The sequence below is a fragment of the Polymorphobacter sp. PAMC 29334 genome, assembly GCF_019431245.1.
In the GTDB taxonomy this organism is placed as follows: Bacteria; Pseudomonadota; Alphaproteobacteria; order Sphingomonadales; family Sphingomonadaceae; genus Polymorphobacter_B; species Polymorphobacter_B megasporae.
In genome coordinates this window covers 1,561,310-1,576,784 of sequence record NZ_CP080243.1, presented here as the reverse complement: position 1 = coordinate 1,576,784, position 15,475 = coordinate 1,561,310, and the positions used below count along the sequence as shown (strand labels likewise).

The 15,475-nt window shown below is 67.3% G+C and carries 14 protein-coding genes; 5 read left to right on the top strand and 9 right to left on the bottom strand.

All coding sequences use genetic code 11. The annotated features are described in order from the left end of the window. Positions 1–85 precede the first annotated feature (85 nt). Entirely contained in the window at positions 86–1,222 is a 1,137-nt protein-coding gene (gene tgt / locus KZX46_RS11355) for a tRNA guanosine(34) transglycosylase Tgt (RefSeq protein ID WP_219776661.1), read from the bottom strand. A gap of 80 nt (positions 1,223–1,302) precedes the next feature. On the opposite strand from tgt, the gene KZX46_RS11350 reads away from it, so the two are divergent. Beyond that, on the top strand, positions 1,303–2,634 hold the full coding sequence (locus KZX46_RS11350; RefSeq protein WP_219776660.1) for an MFS transporter: 1,332 nt from the start codon (positions 1,303–1,305) through the stop codon (positions 2,632–2,634). Then, the gene (gene cysK, locus KZX46_RS11345) at positions 2,631–3,551 is read left to right on the top strand and encodes a cysteine synthase A (protein ID WP_219776659.1); all 921 of its coding nucleotides are present in this window, start codon (positions 2,631–2,633) and stop codon (positions 3,549–3,551) included. Before KZX46_RS11350 ends, cysK begins: the two co-directional genes overlap by 4 nt. A 4-nt stretch (positions 3,552–3,555) precedes the next feature. On the opposite strand, the gene KZX46_RS11340 is transcribed toward cysK, so the two are convergent. The 5 genes from KZX46_RS11340 to KZX46_RS11320 form a co-directional block, all read right to left on the bottom strand. Further along, positions 3,556–4,368 (bottom strand): metallophosphoesterase, encoded by an 813-nt coding sequence (locus tag KZX46_RS11340; RefSeq protein WP_219776658.1) that lies wholly within the window; start codon positions 4,366–4,368, stop codon positions 3,556–3,558. 23 nt (positions 4,369–4,391) lie between these two features. Further along, positions 4,392–6,575: a 3-hydroxyacyl-CoA dehydrogenase NAD-binding domain-containing protein gene (locus KZX46_RS11335; RefSeq protein WP_219776657.1), complete on the bottom strand. Its 2,184-nt coding sequence runs from the start codon at positions 6,573–6,575 to the stop codon at positions 4,392–4,394. Between the two features lie 106 nt (positions 6,576–6,681). Continuing rightward, positions 6,682–7,893, bottom strand: coding sequence for an acetyl-CoA C-acetyltransferase (locus KZX46_RS11330; protein WP_219776656.1), 1,212 nt, complete (start codon positions 7,891–7,893; stop codon positions 6,682–6,684). 43 nt (positions 7,894–7,936) lie between these two features. Further along, positions 7,937–9,763 carry an acyl-CoA dehydrogenase C-terminal domain-containing protein gene (locus tag KZX46_RS11325; RefSeq protein ID WP_219776655.1) on the bottom strand — a complete coding sequence of 609 codons (1,827 nt, stop codon included), beginning with the start codon at positions 9,761–9,763 and terminating at the stop codon, positions 7,937–7,939. Continuing rightward, on the bottom strand, positions 9,763–10,227 hold the full coding sequence (locus tag KZX46_RS11320) for a MerR family DNA-binding transcriptional regulator (RefSeq protein ID WP_219776654.1): 465 nt from the start codon (positions 10,225–10,227) through the stop codon (positions 9,763–9,765). The genes KZX46_RS11325 and KZX46_RS11320 overlap by 1 nt, the downstream gene beginning before the upstream one ends. Positions 10,228–10,320: 93 nt before the next feature. Here KZX46_RS11320 and KZX46_RS11315 point away from each other — a divergent pair, with 93 nt between their 5' ends. Next, positions 10,321–11,451, top strand: a complete 1,131-nt coding sequence (locus KZX46_RS11315) for a calcium:proton antiporter (protein ID WP_226896233.1) — start codon at positions 10,321–10,323, stop codon at positions 11,449–11,451. 4 nt (positions 11,452–11,455) lie between these two features. Here KZX46_RS11315 and hisI read toward each other — a convergent pair whose 3' ends face one another. After that, positions 11,456–11,821 carry a phosphoribosyl-AMP cyclohydrolase gene (gene hisI / locus KZX46_RS11310; RefSeq protein ID WP_226896232.1) on the bottom strand — a complete coding sequence of 122 codons (366 nt, stop codon included), beginning with the start codon at positions 11,819–11,821 and terminating at the stop codon, positions 11,456–11,458. Positions 11,822–11,917: 96 nt separating this feature from the next. Between hisI and purF the strand changes: the two genes are divergently transcribed. Further along, positions 11,918–13,381 carry an amidophosphoribosyltransferase gene (purF, locus tag KZX46_RS11305; protein WP_219776652.1) on the top strand — a complete coding sequence of 488 codons (1,464 nt, stop codon included), beginning with the start codon at positions 11,918–11,920 and terminating at the stop codon, positions 13,379–13,381. A 135-nt stretch (positions 13,382–13,516) separates the two neighbouring features. Next, the gene (locus KZX46_RS11300) at positions 13,517–14,218 is read left to right on the top strand and encodes an SDR family NAD(P)-dependent oxidoreductase (RefSeq protein ID WP_219776651.1); all 702 of its coding nucleotides are present in this window, start codon (positions 13,517–13,519) and stop codon (positions 14,216–14,218) included. A gap of 11 nt (positions 14,219–14,229) precedes the next feature. On the opposite strand, the gene def is transcribed toward KZX46_RS11300, so the two are convergent. Both def and recR read right to left on the bottom strand, forming a co-directional pair. Beyond that, the gene (gene def / locus KZX46_RS11295; protein ID WP_216709180.1) at positions 14,230–14,778 is read right to left on the bottom strand and encodes a peptide deformylase; all 549 of its coding nucleotides are present in this window, start codon (positions 14,776–14,778) and stop codon (positions 14,230–14,232) included. 43 nt (positions 14,779–14,821) lie between these two features. Beyond that, the gene (gene recR, locus KZX46_RS11290; protein WP_219776650.1) at positions 14,822–15,418 is read right to left on the bottom strand and encodes a recombination mediator RecR; all 597 of its coding nucleotides are present in this window, start codon (positions 15,416–15,418) and stop codon (positions 14,822–14,824) included. Between the last annotated feature and the right edge of the window lie 57 nt (positions 15,419–15,475).

Below are 15,475 nucleotides of genomic sequence, written 5' to 3'. Positions count from 1 at the left end.
TCTTCGCGCAACCAGGGTGAGGGCGAAGTCTCCGTATTACGAGCCACTCACCCTCACCCTGGCGCAAGCGCGCCGTCCCTCTCCCTCAAGGGGAGAGGGAAGAGTAGCGCGCGAGAAACTTAGCGGCGAACACCTTCACCCGCCCCTCCCCGATCGCCCCCCGCAAATCCGCCATCAGCGTCTCGTAAAACCAAACATTATGCTCGGTCATCAGCATCGCCCCGAGTATCTCATCCGACCGCACCAGATGACTGAGATACGCCCGGCTCGCGGTCGCACACACCGGGCACGGACACTCGCCGTCGAGCGGCGCCTGATCCTCGACAAACTTCGCGTTCCGCAGGTTGATCGGCCCATCCCGCGTGAACGCCTGCCCCGTCCGCCCCGACCGTGTCGGCAGGACGCAGTCGAACATGTCGACCCCGCGTAGCACCGCGCCGACGATATCGTCGGGCTTGCCGACGCCCATCAGATAGCGCGGGCGGTCGGCGGGAAGTTGGGCGCAGGCGAAGTCGAGCACGCCGAGCATCGCCGCCTGCCCCTCCCCGACCGCGAGCCCGCCGATCGCATAGCCATCGAAGCCGATCTCGGTCAGCGCCGCCGCCGACTCGCCGCGCAGCGCCTCGTCGAGCCCGCCTTGCTGGATGCCGAAGATCGCCGATGCCTCGGCGTGCGCGCCGCCGCTGTCGAAGCCGTCGCGCGAACGTTTCGCCCAGCGCATCGACCGCCGCATCGCGCTCGCAACGGCCTCGTGCGTTCCCGGCAGCGCGACGAGCTCGTCGAACGCCATGACGATGTCGGAGCCGAGCAGCCGCTGGATCTCGATCGAGCGCTCGGGCGTAACGGCATGCTTCGATCCGTCGCGGTGCGAGGCGAAGGTCACCCCCTCCTCGGTAATCTTGGTCAGGCTCCCAAGGCTCATCACCTGATAGCCGCCGCTGTCGGTCAGGATCGGGTGCTCCCAGCCCATGAACTTGTGCAGCCCGCCGAGGCGCGCGATCCGCTCGGCGGTCGGGCGGAGCATCAGGTGATAGGTGTTGCCGAGGATGATGTCGGCCCCCGACGCGCGCACCTCCGCCGGCCGCATTGCCTTGACGGTGGCAGCGGTCCCGACCGGCATGAACGCGGGCGTCCGGATCGTGCCGCGGCGCAACGCGATCGTGCCGCGGCGCGCCGCGCCGTCGGTCGCAGCAATGGTGAAGGCGAAGCGAGGGGGAGTCATTGCGGGGAGATAGCGAGGTTGCGCGCGTCCGTCACTTTTTCTGCCCATCCGGCTCGGACAAGAACGAGAGTGCGGAAGCAATGGTTTCTTGCCCTATCGCCCGTCGCTACCTTAACACCCTCCGCGTGAACCCCTTCGCCATCCCCAACTTCCGCGCCTTCTTCGCCGCGCGGGTCGCCGCCAACGTCGCCAGCGCGATGCTCGTCATCGTCATCGGCTGGCAGGTCTACGACATCGCGCGGCTGACGATGTCGACCAAGGACGCGGCGTTCCTGCTCGGCATGATCGGGCTCGCGCAGTTCCTGCCGCTGTTCGCCTTGACGCTCGTCGTCGGCTATGTCGCCGACCGGGTAGACCGGCGCTACATTGCGCGTGCCGCGACCGCGCTGGTGTTGTTCTGCGCGGCGCTGCTCGGCGGGCTTGCACTCGCGCACGATGTCACGTTGACGGCGTTGTTCGTCGTCGCGGTCCTGCTCGGCGTCGGGCGCGCATTTATCGGCCCGGCGCTGTCGGCGCTCGCCCCCAATTTGGTCCCGCGCGAGATGCTGCCGACCGCAATCGCGTGGAATTCGATCGGCTGGCAGGGCGGCGGGGTCGTCGGGCCGCCGCTTGGCGCGTTCCTGTATGCGGCCTCCCCCGCCGCGCCATATCTTCTCGCCACGGTCCTGTTCGCGATCGCGCTCGTGGCGCTGTTCATGATCACCCCCGTCCCGCGCCCTGCGCGGTCGCTGCTGAGCCCGTGGCGCGCGACGCTCGAGGGGCTCGGCTATGTCCGCCATAACCAGATCGTCCTCGGCGCGATCAGCCTCGACCTGTTCGCGGTGCTGCTCGGCGGAGCGACCGCGATGCTGCCGGTCTATGCCCGCGACGTCCTCCATGTCGGTGTCGCCGGGCTGGGGCCGTTGCGCGCCGCCCCGGCGGCGGGCGCGGCGATCACCGCGCTGCTGCTGACGCGACTGCCGATCACGCGCCATGTCGGGGTCAAGATGTTCGCCTGCGTCGCGCTGTTCGGCGTCTCGACGATCGTCTTCGGCCTGTCGAAAGACCTGTATCTGTCGCTCGGCGCGCTCGCGGTGCTTGGTGCCGCCGACATGATCTCGGTTTATGTCCGGTCATCGCTGATCCAGCTCCACACCCCCGACGCGATGCGCGGGCGGGTGTCGGCGGTGTCGTCGGTGTTCATCTCGGCATCGAACGAGCTCGGCGAGTTCGAGAGCGGGCTGACCGCGGCGTGGCTCGGCCCGGTCGAGGCGGTCGTCGCCGGCGGCGTCGGTGCGGTCGTGGTGACGCTGATCTGGGCGTGGCAATTCCCGGGACTGCGCCGCGCCGACCGCTTCGTCGCCCCCGAAACGTCCTCGCCCGCGGCGATCGAAATTGCTATTGAAACCGAGCAAGCGGAGACAGCGCGATGAAAGCAGATTCGATCCTCGCCACGATCGGCAACACGCCGCACATCCGCATGGCGCGGCTGTTTCCCGACCACGAAGTCTGGATCAAGTCCGAGCGGTCGAACCCCGGCGGGTCGATCAAGGACCGCATCGCGCTGGCGATGGTCGAAGCGGCCGAGGCCGACGGCTCGCTTCAGCCCGGCGGGACGATCGTCGAGCCGACCAGCGGCAACACCGGCATCGGCCTCGCGCTCGTCGGCGCGATCAAGGGCTACAAGGTCATCCTCGTCATGCCCGATTCGATGTCGATCGAGCGGCGGCGGCTGATGCTGGCGTACGGCGCGACCTTCGACCTGACGCCGCGCGCGGGCGGTGTAAAGGCCGCGATCGAACGCGCGCACGAGATCGTCGCCTCGACCCCGAACAGCTGGATGCCGGGGCAGTTCGAGAACCCGGCGAACGTCGCGGTCCACGTCCGTACCACCGCGCGCGAGATCCTCGAGGATTTCGACGAGACGCCGATCGACGCGATGATCACCGGCGTCGGCACCGGCGGCCACATCACCGGCGTTGCCGAGGCACTCAAGCCGATCTGGCCGAAGCTCAAGGTGTTCGCGGTCGAGCCGACGACGTCACCGGTGATCTCGGGCGGCCAGCCGGGGCCGCACGCGATCCAGGGCATCGGCGCGGGCTTCATCCCCGAGAACCTTCACACGCAGATCCTCGACGGCGTCATCCAGGTCGACCCCAACGATGCCAAGGCGTGGGCGGTCCGGGCGGCGAAGGAAGAGGGCATGCTCGTCGGCATCTCGTCGGGGGCGACCTTGTGCGCGATCGCGCAGAAGCTGCCCGAACTGCCAGCGGGTTCGCGCATCCTCGGCTTCAATTACGATACCGGCGAGCGTTATCTGTCGGTCCCGGACTTCCTGCCGACCGAGTAGGGCGTCACCCGTGGAGGGTGATCAGGACGATCTCGGGGGGCACACCGAGGCGGATCGGCACGGTCGTCGTGCCGACGCCCGACGAGACGATCAGCGGCCGTCCGCCCTCGACGAATAGTCCGCGGCGGTGCTCCCGGCCGAATTCGGTCCCGATCCACGGCGCGCCGATCAATGGCCAGCTCATCTGGCCGCCGTGGGTGTGCCCGGCGAGCGTTAGCGCGACCGACGCCGGGACGCTGACGAAGGTGTCGGGCTCGTGCATCAGCAGGACGACCGGCTTGCCCGGCGGGATGCCCGCGAGCGCGGCGGCGACGTTCGGGCTGCCGGTCGTCAGGTCGTCGACACCTGCGATGATGATCGGACCGGCATCCGCCCAGCGGTTCTGGAGGTATGTCATCCGATAGCGCGGCAGGACGATCGGCGACCAGAAGGCGTCGTCATGATTGCCGCGCACCGCGAATGTCCCAAGCCGCGACCGCAGCGCGCGGAACGGCTTGACGACCTTGTCGAGGTTGGTCGGTGTACTGACGAACAGCTTCTCGCCCTGATAGTCGCCGGTCAGCACGATCAGGTCGGGCTTGAGCGCGTTCGCCTGCGCGATGATCGCATACAGCCGGTCGATCGGCATGTCGGGCAGCCCGGCGTGGGTGTCGCTGAGCTGAACGATGCGGAGCGGTGCTTGCCCAACCGGCCAGTTCGGAACCGCGACGTCGTAGCGGACGACGACCGGCACGCGCGTCGCCTCGCGCCATCCGGCAATGACGAACGCGGCAAGCAGCAGGACGGCGAGAAGGAGGCAGGCGAGGAGGCGGCGCACGCCACCTCCTCGCCGATCAGGTGCTACGCCGCAAGCTTCGCCGCTGCGCGTCCGTAGAATGTCTCGCCCTTCGCCGCCATATCGCGGAGCAATTGCGGCGGGGTGAAGCGGTCGCCGTGGCGCTGCGTCAGCCCGTCGAGGATCGCGACGACGGTCTTCAGCCCGAGCGTGTCCATGTGGCTGAACGGACCGCCGGTGAACGGCGCGAAGCCCCAGCCGAAGATCGCGCCGAGGTCGCCGTCCTCGGGCGTTTCGAGCACCCCCTCGGCGAAGCAGCGCGCGCACTCGACCATCTGGCGATACAACAGCCGCTCGCGGATCGCTTCGGGCGTCGCGTCGCTATGCTCGCCCGGCGTTGCGACGGTGGCCGACAGTTCGGGCCACAGATACTTCTTCGCCGGCGCTTCGGGGTAGACGTAGAAGCCCTTGCCGTTCTTGCGCCCGAAGCGGCCAAGCTCGTTCATCGTCGCGATTACCTCCTCGCTCGGGCTCGACTTATAGGCATCGCCAAGGTCGGCGCGGGTCTGCTTGGCGACCTTCAATGACAGGTCGAGCCCGACCTCGTCGTTGACCGCGAGGGGGCCGACCGGCATCCCCATGTGCTTGCCGACATTCTCGATCAGTGCCGGGCCGACGCCCTCCGCCAGCAATGCCAGCCCTTCCTGGACGTAAGTCCCGAAGCAGCGCGAGGTGTAGAACCCGCGGCTATCGTTGACGACGATCGGCGTCTTGCGGATTGCGGCGACGAAATCGAGCGCCTTGGCGATCGCATCAGGCCCGGTTTCCTTGCCGACGATGATCTCGACCAGCGGCATCTTCTCGACCGGCGAGAAAAAATGGATGCCGATGAAGTTCGCGGGCTTCGACCATGCCTCGGCGAGCCCGGTGATCGGCAGCGTCGAGGTGTTCGAGCCGAAGATGGTGTCGGCGCCGACGACGGCTTCGACGCGCTTCGTCACTTCTGCTTTGATTCCGCGATCCTCGAACACCGCCTCGATGATCAGGTCGCAGCCCGCGAGGTCGGCGTAATCGGCGGTCGGATGGATGCGCGCGAGCAATGCCTCCGCCTTGGCCGGATCAGTGCGCTTCTTCGCCAGCCGGTCGGCGGTGTACTGCTTGCCCTTCTCGGCAGCGGCCATATCGCGGTCGAGCAGGACGACGTCGATCCCGGCCTGCGCCGCGACCATCGCCACGCCCGCGCCCATCAGCCCGGCTCCGAGCATCGCGATCTTCTTCGGCGGCATCGGCGACACGTTCTTCGGACGACGCGCGCCCTTTTCAGCCGCCTGCTTCGAGACGAACAGCGAGCGGATCATGTTGCCCGCCTGCGGGTCGGAAACGACCTTCGCCATGTACTTGGACTCGACGCGAAGCGCGGTGTCCATCGGCAGCTGCGTGCCCTCGTACACCGCCGACAGCATCGCGATCGGGGCGTTCATATTGTGATTGGTCTGCTTGGCCACCATCGCATTGCCCGCCATGAAAGTCTTGGCGAAGTTCGGGTTCATCGCGCCGACGCCGCCGGGGAACTTGAAGCTCTTCTCGTCCCACGGCTGGGTGAACTTGGTCGGGTTCGCCATGACCCACGCCTTCGCGGTGGCAACCACGTCGGCAGCGGGGGCAAGGGCGTGGACCACACCGAAGCCGAGCGCCTCTTGGGGGCTCATCGACTTGCCCTGGAGCAAATACATCAACGCCGGCTGGACGCCCATCAAGCGCGGCAGCCGCTGGGTTCCGCCCGCGCCGGGGAACAGCCCGACGAGGACTTCGGGCAGGCCGAGCTGGACCTTAGGGTTGTCGCTGCAGACGCGGTAGTGGCACGCGAGCGTCAGTTCGAGCCCGCCGCCGAGCGCGAGACCGTTGATCGCCGCTGCGACCGGCTTGCCGCATGTTTCGAGGCTGCGGAACAGCTGGTTCAAGCGGAAGACAATGTCGAACAGCTTGGCCATCCGCGATTTGCCGCCGTCGGAACCGGCACCGCCGACAAGCCCGCCCATCCCCTTGAGGTCGGCTCCGGCCATGAAGCCCGATGCCTTGCCGCTGGTGATGACGACGCCCTTGATCGCCGCATCGGACTTGATCGTCTCGATCGCGGCGGCGAGGTCGGTGGTGAAATCAGCGTTGATGACGTTCATCGACTGGCCGGGCAGGTCGATCGTCAGGGTCAGGATGCCGTCGGCGTCGAGGTCGTGGTGGAGCGTGGTCATGGCGATAGTCCCCAAATTTCTGCTGTCAGCTCCGCGAAAGCGGAGACCCAAGATCACCGTCAGTGACTTTGGGTCCCCGCCTTCGCGGGGATGACACGCACCTAAATCAAATCCGCTCGATCACCGTCGCGGTGCCCATCCCGGCCCCGACGCACAGCGTCACCAGCGCGGTCGACTTGCCTGTCCGCTCAAGCTCGTCGAGCACCGTGCCGAGGATCATCGCACCGGTCGCGCCCAACGGGTGCCCCATCGCGATCGCCCCGCCATTCACGTTGATCTTGTCATGATCGATGTTGAGCGCCTGCATGTAGCGCAGGACGACGCTCGCGAACGCCTCGTTCAGCTCGAACAGGTCGATGTCGGCGACCGTCATGCCGAGGCGCTTGAGAAGTTTCTCGGTGACCGGCGTCGGGCCGGTGAGCATGATCGCGGGTTCGGAGCCGATCGACGCCATGCCGAGAATCTTCGCACGCGGCTTGATCCCGTACTTCGCCCCCATGTCGCGGTTGCCGACGAGGACCGCCGCCGCACCGTCGACGATGCCGCTCGAATTGCCGCCGTGGTGAACGTGGAAGATCTTCTCGACCTCGGGGTACTTCTGGAGCGCGATCGCGTCGAAGCCTGGCATGCCCTCGCCGATCGCCTCGAACGCCGGGTTGAGCCCGCCGAGCGACTGCATGTCGGTGCCGGGGCGCATATGCTCGTCGTGCGCGAGGACGATCTCGCCGATCACGTCCTTGACGCCGATCACCGAGTTCTTGAAGCGGCCTTCGCTCCATGCGCGGGCAGCGCGCTTCTGGCTTTCGACCGCATAGGCGTCGACGTCGGCGCGGCTGAAGCCATACTTCGTCGCGATCAGGTCGGCACCAATGCCCTGCGGCATAAAATAGGTCTTGTAGGCGACCGCCGGATCCATCGGCCATGCGCCGCCGTCGGCCCCCATCGGCACGCGCGACATGCTCTCGACGCCGCCGCCGATCGCGAACATAGCCTCGCCTGAGATGACCTTGGCGGCGGCCATGTTGACCGCTTCGAGGCCGCTTGCGCAGAAGCGGTTGATCTGGACCCCGGCGACCGACTCGGCATAATCGGCGTTGAGGACTGCGGCGCGCGCGATGTCGCTGCCCTGCTCGCCGACCGGCGCGACGCAACCGAGAACGACGTCGTCGACGTCGGCGGTGTCGATGCCGGTGCGGTCGCGGACGCTCTGGAGCACCTGCGTCGCGAGCTGGATCGGGGTAATCTCGTGGAGCTTGCCGTCCTTGCGGCCCTTGCCGCGCGGGGTACGGACCGCGTCGTAAATCAGTGCTTCGGCCATGGCTCGTCTCCCAAGGATTTTGTCGCAGCGTCTAGTGGGTCGATCAGAATGCTTCGGCGGGCAGCGCCATCAAGCTCTCCGCCCCCGCCTCGAGCTTGCGCCGCAGCGCGCCCGCGTCGGGGAAGAAGCGCTCGGCGAAGTAGCGCGCGGTGATCAGCTTGTTCTCGAAGAATGCGGCGTCGGTCGCGCCCGCATCGAGCGCGGCGTGGCTCGCCTTCGCCATCACCAGCCACATTTGGCCGAGCGCGACGATGCCCATCAGGTGAAGATACGCCGTCGCCGCCGCCCCGGCATTGTCGGGGTTGCTCAGCCCATTCTGCATCAGCCACATCGTCGAGGCCTGGAGCTCGCCGCTGGCCTTCTCGAGCCCGCCCGCGATTTTCCCCAGCCGCTCATCGCCCTTGGCGTCGGTGATGATCTCTGCCAGCAGGCCCAGATAAGTCCGCAGCGCCCGGCCGCCATTCATGCCGAGCTTGCGCCCGACGAGGTCCATCGCCTGGATACCGTTGGTGCCTTCGTAGATCTGGGCGATGCGCGCGTCGCGGACGAACTGCTCCATTCCCCATTCGGCGATATAGCCGTGGCCGCCATAGACCTGCTGCGACGCGGTCGCGATGTCGTAGCCCTTGTCGGTGCAATAGCCCTTGATCACCGGGGTCAGCAGCCCGATCAGGTCGTCGGCGGTCTGCCGCTCGTCGGGGGTCGCCGCTTTGTGCGCGAGGTCGACCTGGAGCGCCCCCCACAGGATCAGCGCACGCGCGCCCTCGTTGAACGCACGGCCGTCCATCAGCATCCGGCGGACGTCGGCGTGAACGATGATCGGGTCGGCCTTGCTCGCGACGACGACGGGGCCGGGAGCCGGTGCGACGGTGGCAGAACCGGCAACGGTCAGCGCCTTGCCCTGCACCCGGTCGCGGGCGTAGATCGCAGCGTTCTGGTACGCGACCTCGCCCTGCGCGAGCCCCTGCACGCCGACGCCCAATCGCGCCGCATTCATCATGATGAACATCGCGCGGAGACCCTTGTTCTCCTCGCCGATCAGATAGCCGGTCGCGCCGTCGTAGTTCATCACGCACGTCGAATTGGCATGGATGCCCATCTTGTGCTCGATCGAGCCGCATTTGACGCCGTTGCGCGCGCCGAGACCGCCGTCGTCGCCGACGATGAACTTGGGCACGATGAACAGGCTGATGCCCTTGACGTTGTCGGGCGCGCCGGTCGTCTTCGCCAGCACGAGGTGAATGATATTGTCCGACAGGTCGTGCTCGCCCGCCGAGATGAAGATCTTGGTCCCGGTCACGGCATAGCTGCCGTCGGCCTGCGGCGCGGCGCGGGTGCGGATCAGGCCAAGGTCGGTGCCGCACTGCGGCTCGGTCAGGTTCATCGTGCCGGTCCAGCGGCCTTCGACCATCTTCGGCAGATATTTGCGCTTCTGCTCGTCGGACCCGACCGCGGCGATCGCCGCCTGCGCGCCGTCGTTGAGTCCGGGGTACATCGAGAACGCCATGTTCGCGCTCGACAGATATTCGGCGATCGCGGTGCCGACGACATGCGGCAGCCCCTGCCCGCCGTATTCGGGCGAGGCGACCAATGTCCCCCACCCGGCCTCGACGAACTGGTCGTATGCCGCCTTGAACCCGGCGGGCGTCGTCACCGAACCGTCGGGATGCCGCGTGCAGCCTTTCTGATCACCACTGAGATTGAGCGGCTGGAGGACGCCCTCACAGAACTTTGCCCCTTCCTCGAGGATCGCCTGGACGACATCGGGGGTCGCGTCGGCAAAGCCCGGCAGGTTCGAGTATTTCTCGAGACCGACGACCGCGCTCAGCACGAACTGCGTGTCTTTGACCGGGGCGCGATAGCTGGGCATCAGTTATGGTTCTCGTTGTTGCCGAGCTCATGCTCGCCAGTGGGGTTCGCGAGCTGCTCTTCGACCAGCGCACAGAAGGATTGCAGTTCGTCGATCGTCGCGTCGATGTCTGCCTTTTGTTCGGCGAGCAGCGCGATCCGGTTACGGCATTTCTCGAGCGTCACGCGCCGCTGCTGCACCCGCCCGTCGCCGAGGTCGTACAGGTCGATCATCTCGCGGATTTCGGCGAGGCTGAAGCCGACGTTCTTGGCGCGCAGGATCCACGCCAGCCGGTTGCGGTCGCGCCGCGAATAGACGCGGTTCTGGCCATTCCGTGTCGGCGCGATCAGCCCCTGATCCTCGTAGAAGCGGATCGCCCGGGGCGTGACATTGAACCCCGTGCTGAGGTCGGTGATGGTAAACGTCTCCGCTCCGCACGGCGGCGGCGGCACGGCGACATGGGCGAAAACCGGCGGCTCGATCATGGCCTTGATGTAGTTGACGTGCGCGTCAACCGCAAGGCGATATCGTCATCGTCGAGTTGCGCTGCCGTGTCTTACGCGGATAGGCTGGCGGGCATGCCAACCGATGCTGATCTGCCCGACCTAATCGTTCCATCCGACCTGCGGCGTGTCATCCCGATCTGGTCGTGGGCGGTCCCGGCGATGGCTTGGCTTTGCCTCTCCCTCATCACGCCGGCCGCCTTCGCGGGCTGGGGGGTCGCGGTGCTTGGCGCGGTTCTTTTCGCAACGGTGTTCGCCGCGGTCCATCACGCCGAGGTCATCGCCCACCGGATCGGCGAGCCATTCGGCACCCTTGTCCTCGCGCTCGCGGTGACGGTGATCGAGGTCGCGCTGATCGTCTCGATCATGCTGTCGGCGAAAGGCGCGGAATCGAGCCTTGCGCGTGACACGGTGTTCGCGGCGGTCATGCTGGCGTGCAACGGGGTGCTCGGCATCTGCCTGCTCGTCGCGGGCATCCGCTTCGGTGAACCGCTGTTCCGCGCCCGCGCCGCGTCGTCGTATCTTGCGGTCCTCGCCGTTCTCGCAACCGCCGCGCTGGTTCTGCCGGAGTTCACCCACACCGCGCCGGGTCCGGTCTATTCACCCGCGCAATTGGTGTTCGTCGCGATTGTCGCGGTCGTCCTCTACGGCGTCTTCCTGTTCGTCCAGACCGTCCGCCACCGCGATTATTTCCTCCCCGTCGGCGGCAACGTCACCCCCGACGCGCACGCGCCGCCGCCATCGGGTGCCGCGACCGGCGTTGCCGCACTGCTCCTGGTCGTGGCGCTCGGCGCGGTCGTCCTCCTCGCGAAGAAACTGTCGCCCGAGCTCGAGGCGGCGATGCGCGCGGCGCATGTCGCCCAGCCCGCCGCAGCGGTCGGCGTCATCGTTGCCGCGCTCGTCCTGTTGCCCGAGGCGGTGTCGGCGATCCGCGCGGCGCGGATCAACCGGCTCCAGACAAGCGTCAATCTCGCGCTCGGCTCGGCGCTGGCATCGATCGCGCTGACGATCCCGGCGGTCGCCGCGGTCGCGCTGTGGACCGGGCAGCCGCTCGAGCTTGGGCTCGGCGACACCGGGCTGGTGTTCCTCGCGCTGACCTTCGTCGTGACGACGATGACGCTGAGCAGCGGCCGGGCAACGGTCCTGCAGGGCGCGGTCCACCTGACGATCCTTGCGCTGTTCCTGTTCCTCGTGATCGTCCCCTGACGCCTCAGTCGCGCGCCAGCGATCCATCACCAGCGATGGCGCGGTAGAAGCACGACCGCTCCCCGGTGTGGCACGCCGGTCCTGCCGGGGTCACGCGCAGCCACAAGGCGTCCTGGTCGCAGTCGATCCGCAGTTCGACGACGGCCTGCGTGTTTCCCGACGTCGCGCCCTTGTGCCAGATCTCCTGCCGCGACCGGCTCCAGTAATGCGCCTCGCCCGTCGCGAGCGTCGCGGCGAGCGCGGTCGCGTTCATATGCGCGACCATGAGCACCTCGCCCGTCGCGGCATCGGTCGTCACCGTCTGGACCAGCCCGCGATCGTCCCATCGCGGATCGAGAATGGTTCCGGTTTCACGGCTCGCATCGCTCAATTCATTGCTCCTGTGGCAGTTTAATGACGGTGAAGGGGAGACAGATGCGCCACTCGGTCCTATATGCGCCGCAAGTTGCCGCCCTGGGGAGTCCCGATGGACGACTTTACGACCGACCCTTTCGACGGTGACCATCTCCACGAGGAATGCGGGGTCATCGGTGTCTACGGCGCCGAAGGCGCGGCGGCGTTGTGCGCGCTCGGCCTCCACGCGCTCCAGCATCGCGGGCAGGAAGCCGCCGGCATAACGAGCTTCGACAGCAAGGACTTCCACACCCATCGCGCGATGGGGCATGTCGCCGGGAACTTCGACTCCGACGACGTCATTGCTCGGCTCAAGGGTGAGGTCGCGATCGGCCACAACCGTTATGCGACGACCGGCGAGACCGCGTTGCGAAACGTCCAGCCGCTGTTCGCCGAACTCGCCTCGGGCGGCTTTGCGATCTGCCACAACGGCAACATCTCGAACGCGGTCAAGCTGCGCAAGGACCTCGTCCGCCGCGGGTCGATCTTCCAGTCGACGAGCGATACCGAGGTCATCATCCACCTTGTCGCCACGAGCACCTACCGCACCCTGCTCGACAAGTTCATCGACGCGCTCAAGCAGGTCGAGGGCGCGTACAGCCTGTTGTGCCTGACCGGCGAGGGCATGATCGCGTGCCGCGACCCGCTCGGCGTCCGCCCGCTTGTCCTCGGGCGGCTCAACGACGCTTACATTCTCGCCTCGGAGACCGTCGCACTCGATGTCGTCGGCGCGACCTTCCTGCGCTCGGTCGAACCCGGCGAGCTGATCGTCATCACCGCGCGCGGCCTGCGTTCGCTGCGCCCGTTCGGTGTTACCCGCCCGCGCCCGTGCATTTTCGAGCACGTCTATTTCTCGCGCCCCGATTCGGTCGTCGACGGGCGCAGCGTCTATCAGGTCCGCAAGCAAATCGGCGTCGAACTCGCCAAGGAAAGTCCATGCGTCGCCGACATGGTGGTCCCCGTCCCCGATTCAGGCACCCCTGCCGCGATCGGCTTCGCGCAGGCCGCCGGAATCCCGTTCGAGCTCGGCATCATCCGCAGCCATTATGTCGGTCGGACCTTCATCCAGCCGGGCGACCAGATCCGCAACCTCGGCGTCAAGCTCAAGCATAATGCCAACCGCGCGCTGATCGACGGCAAGAAGATCGTCCTGATCGACGACTCGATCGTCCGCGGCACGACGAGCCTCAAGATCGTCCAGATGCTCCGCGACGCCGGGGCGGAGGAGGTCCATATGCGGATCGCCTCGCCGCCAACGCGGCACAGCTGCTATTACGGCGTCGACACGCCCGAACGCTCGAAGCTGCTCGCCGCCAACATGGACGTCGAGCGGATGCGCGAATACATCAAGGTCGACAGCCTCGCCTTCCTGTCGATCGACGGGCTTTACCGCGCGCTCGGCGAAGACATGCGCGACGACTCGGCCCCGCAGCATTGCGACGCGTGCTTCACCGGCGATTACCCGACCCGCCTTACCGACCAGGAGGACATCGAGGTGCCCGACCAGCTCTCGATGCTGGCGGAGCGGATGATCTAGTCTTCTTCGGCGCTGAACGGCCGTCGTGCCTTGAATGCTTGGTCGTCATCCCCGCGCAGGCGGGGACCCATCACCCCAGCCGTTCGTGCTGATGGGTCCCCGCCTGCGCGGGGATGACGTTTTGGATTGGACCCTATGACCACCCTCACCGGCAAACTCGCGCTTGTCACCGGCGCATCGCGCGGGATCGGCGCCGCCACCGCCGAGGCACTCGCCGCCGCGGGCGCGCATGTGATCCTGACCGCGCGGACCGAAGCTGGGTTGATCGAGGTCGACGACCGGATCCACGCGGCAGGCGGCAGCGCGACAATCGCCCCGTTCGACCTCACCGATGGCGATGCGGTCGACCGGCTCGCGGCGGCGCTCCACGCGCGGTGGGGCAAGCTCGATGTGCTGGTGCTCAACGCGGCGACGCTCGGCACGTTGACCCCGGTGCCGCATATTTCCCCCAAGGATTTCGATTTCGTCGTGGCGATCAACCTCACCGCGAACTGGCGGCTGATCCGGGCGTTCGACCCGTTGCTCCGCGCGAGCGATGCCGGGAGGCTGGTGACGTTGACCTCGTCGGTGGCGACGACTCCGCGCGCCTATTGGGGCACCTATGCCGCGACCAAGGCCGCGCTCGATAGCCTCGTGCTGACGTATGGCGAGGAAGTCAGCAACGTCAGCGCGGTGCGTGTCGCGATCGTCGACCCCGGCGCGACGGCGACGACGATGCGGGCGCGCGCCTTCCCGGGCGAGGACCAGACGACGCTCAAGCCGCCCTCAGCGGTCGCGGATATGCTCGTCGGGCTGCTCGCGACCGACTTCGCCACCGGCAGCCGCCACCGGGCGTAGGCAATCGCGGCTCAAGCCGCGATCTTGCCGCGCTTCGCCTTGGTCAGCTTCTTGACGATCATGTCGCGCTTGAGCTTCGACAGATGGTCGAAGAACAGGATGCCTTCGAGGTGATCCATCTCGTGCTGGAGGCACGTCGCCATCAGCCCGTCGAGTTCCTCCTCGTGCGCGACGCCGTCGTAATCGAGCCACTTCACGCGAACCTGCAGCGGACGCGCGACATCGCCGTACAGCTCGGGCACCGACAGGCAGCCCTCGTTGTACAGGCCGATCTCGTCTGACTCCCAGACGATCTCGGGATTGACGAAATATTGCGGGCTGCGGACGTCGGCAGGCTCGACACCCTCCTCGACGACTTCGCCGGGCCGCTGGAGGTCGATCACCAGCACGCGCTTCGGTACGCCGACCTGGATCGCGGCGAGCCCGATACCCGGCGCGTCGTACATCGTCTCGAGCATGTCATCCATCAACGCACGCAAGGCATCGTCGACGACGGCGACAGGTTCGGAGATGACGCGGAGGCGCGGGTCGGGAGCTTCGATGATCGGCATGATGGTCATGGCGCTGAAATAGGATCGAGCGGCCAGCCGGTCAAGAATCGCGCTATTGCACTGGACGCCGCGCCCGCAACGCCTGCGCCAGCGTCCCCTCGTCGAGATAGTCGAGCTCGCCGCCGACCGGCATGCCGTGCGCAAGTTGGGTCACGCGCACCGGCAAGCTGCTGAGCCTGTCGGCGATGAAGTGCATCGTCGTCTGCCCCTCGAGCGTGACGTTCATCGCCAGCACGACCTCGTCGATCCCGCCGCCGGCGACCCGCCCGACGAGCGCGTCGATGCTGAGGTCCTCGGGCCGCACTCCGTCGAGCGCCGACAGCCGCCCGCCGAGGACGTGATAGCGCCCGGGAAACAGCCGCGCGCGGTCGAGCGCCCACAGGTCGGCGACCTCCTCGACGACGCACAGGCTGGTCTGGTCGCGGCGCGGATCGGTGCAGACCGCGCACGGGTCGCGGGTGTCGACGTTGCCGCAGTTCGAGCACGTCGCCAGCCGCGCCTCGACCGTCGTCAGCGCGGCGATCAGCGGGACCAGCGCGGTTTCGCGGCGCTTGAGCAGGTGGAGCACCGCGCGCCGAGCCGAACGCGGGCCGAGCCCCGGCAGGCGGGCGAGCGCCTGGGTCAACGCGTCGATTTCGGGAGCGGCCATCGCTAACCGATATGGCGGGGGACGTGCGGTACGGCAACTCTCGACGTCGCGCCGCAG

Bases quoted from the DNA above. Each gene is read 5' to 3' on its own strand.
- tgt (WP_219776661.1), bottom strand. From the start codon at position 1,222: ATGACTCCCCCTCGCTTCGCCTTCACCATTGCTGCGACCGACGGCGCG.
- KZX46_RS11350 (WP_219776660.1), top strand. From the start codon at position 1,303: ATGGTTTCTTGCCCTATCGCCCGTCGCTACCTTAACACCCTCCGCGTG.
- cysK (WP_219776659.1), top strand. From the start codon at position 2,631: ATGAAAGCAGATTCGATCCTCGCCACGATCGGCAACACGCCGCACATC.
- KZX46_RS11335 (WP_219776657.1), bottom strand. From the start codon at position 6,575: ATGACCACGCTCCACCACGACCTCGACGCCGACGGCATCCTGACCCTG.
- KZX46_RS11330 (WP_219776656.1), bottom strand. From the start codon at position 7,893: ATGGCCGAAGCACTGATTTACGACGCGGTCCGTACCCCGCGCGGCAAG.
- KZX46_RS11325 (WP_219776655.1), bottom strand. From the start codon at position 9,763: ATGCCCAGCTATCGCGCCCCGGTCAAAGACACGCAGTTCGTGCTGAGC.
- KZX46_RS11320 (WP_219776654.1), bottom strand. From the start codon at position 10,227: ATGATCGAGCCGCCGGTTTTCGCCCATGTCGCCGTGCCGCCGCCGCCG.
- KZX46_RS11315 (WP_226896233.1), top strand. From the start codon at position 10,321: ATGCCAACCGATGCTGATCTGCCCGACCTAATCGTTCCATCCGACCTG.
- purF (WP_219776652.1), top strand. From the start codon at position 11,918: ATGGACGACTTTACGACCGACCCTTTCGACGGTGACCATCTCCACGAG.
- KZX46_RS11300 (WP_219776651.1), top strand. From the start codon at position 13,517: ATGACCACCCTCACCGGCAAACTCGCGCTTGTCACCGGCGCATCGCGC.
- def (WP_216709180.1), bottom strand. From the start codon at position 14,778: ATGACCATCATGCCGATCATCGAAGCTCCCGACCCGCGCCTCCGCGTC.
- recR (WP_219776650.1), bottom strand. From the start codon at position 15,418: ATGGCCGCTCCCGAAATCGACGCGTTGACCCAGGCGCTCGCCCGCCTG.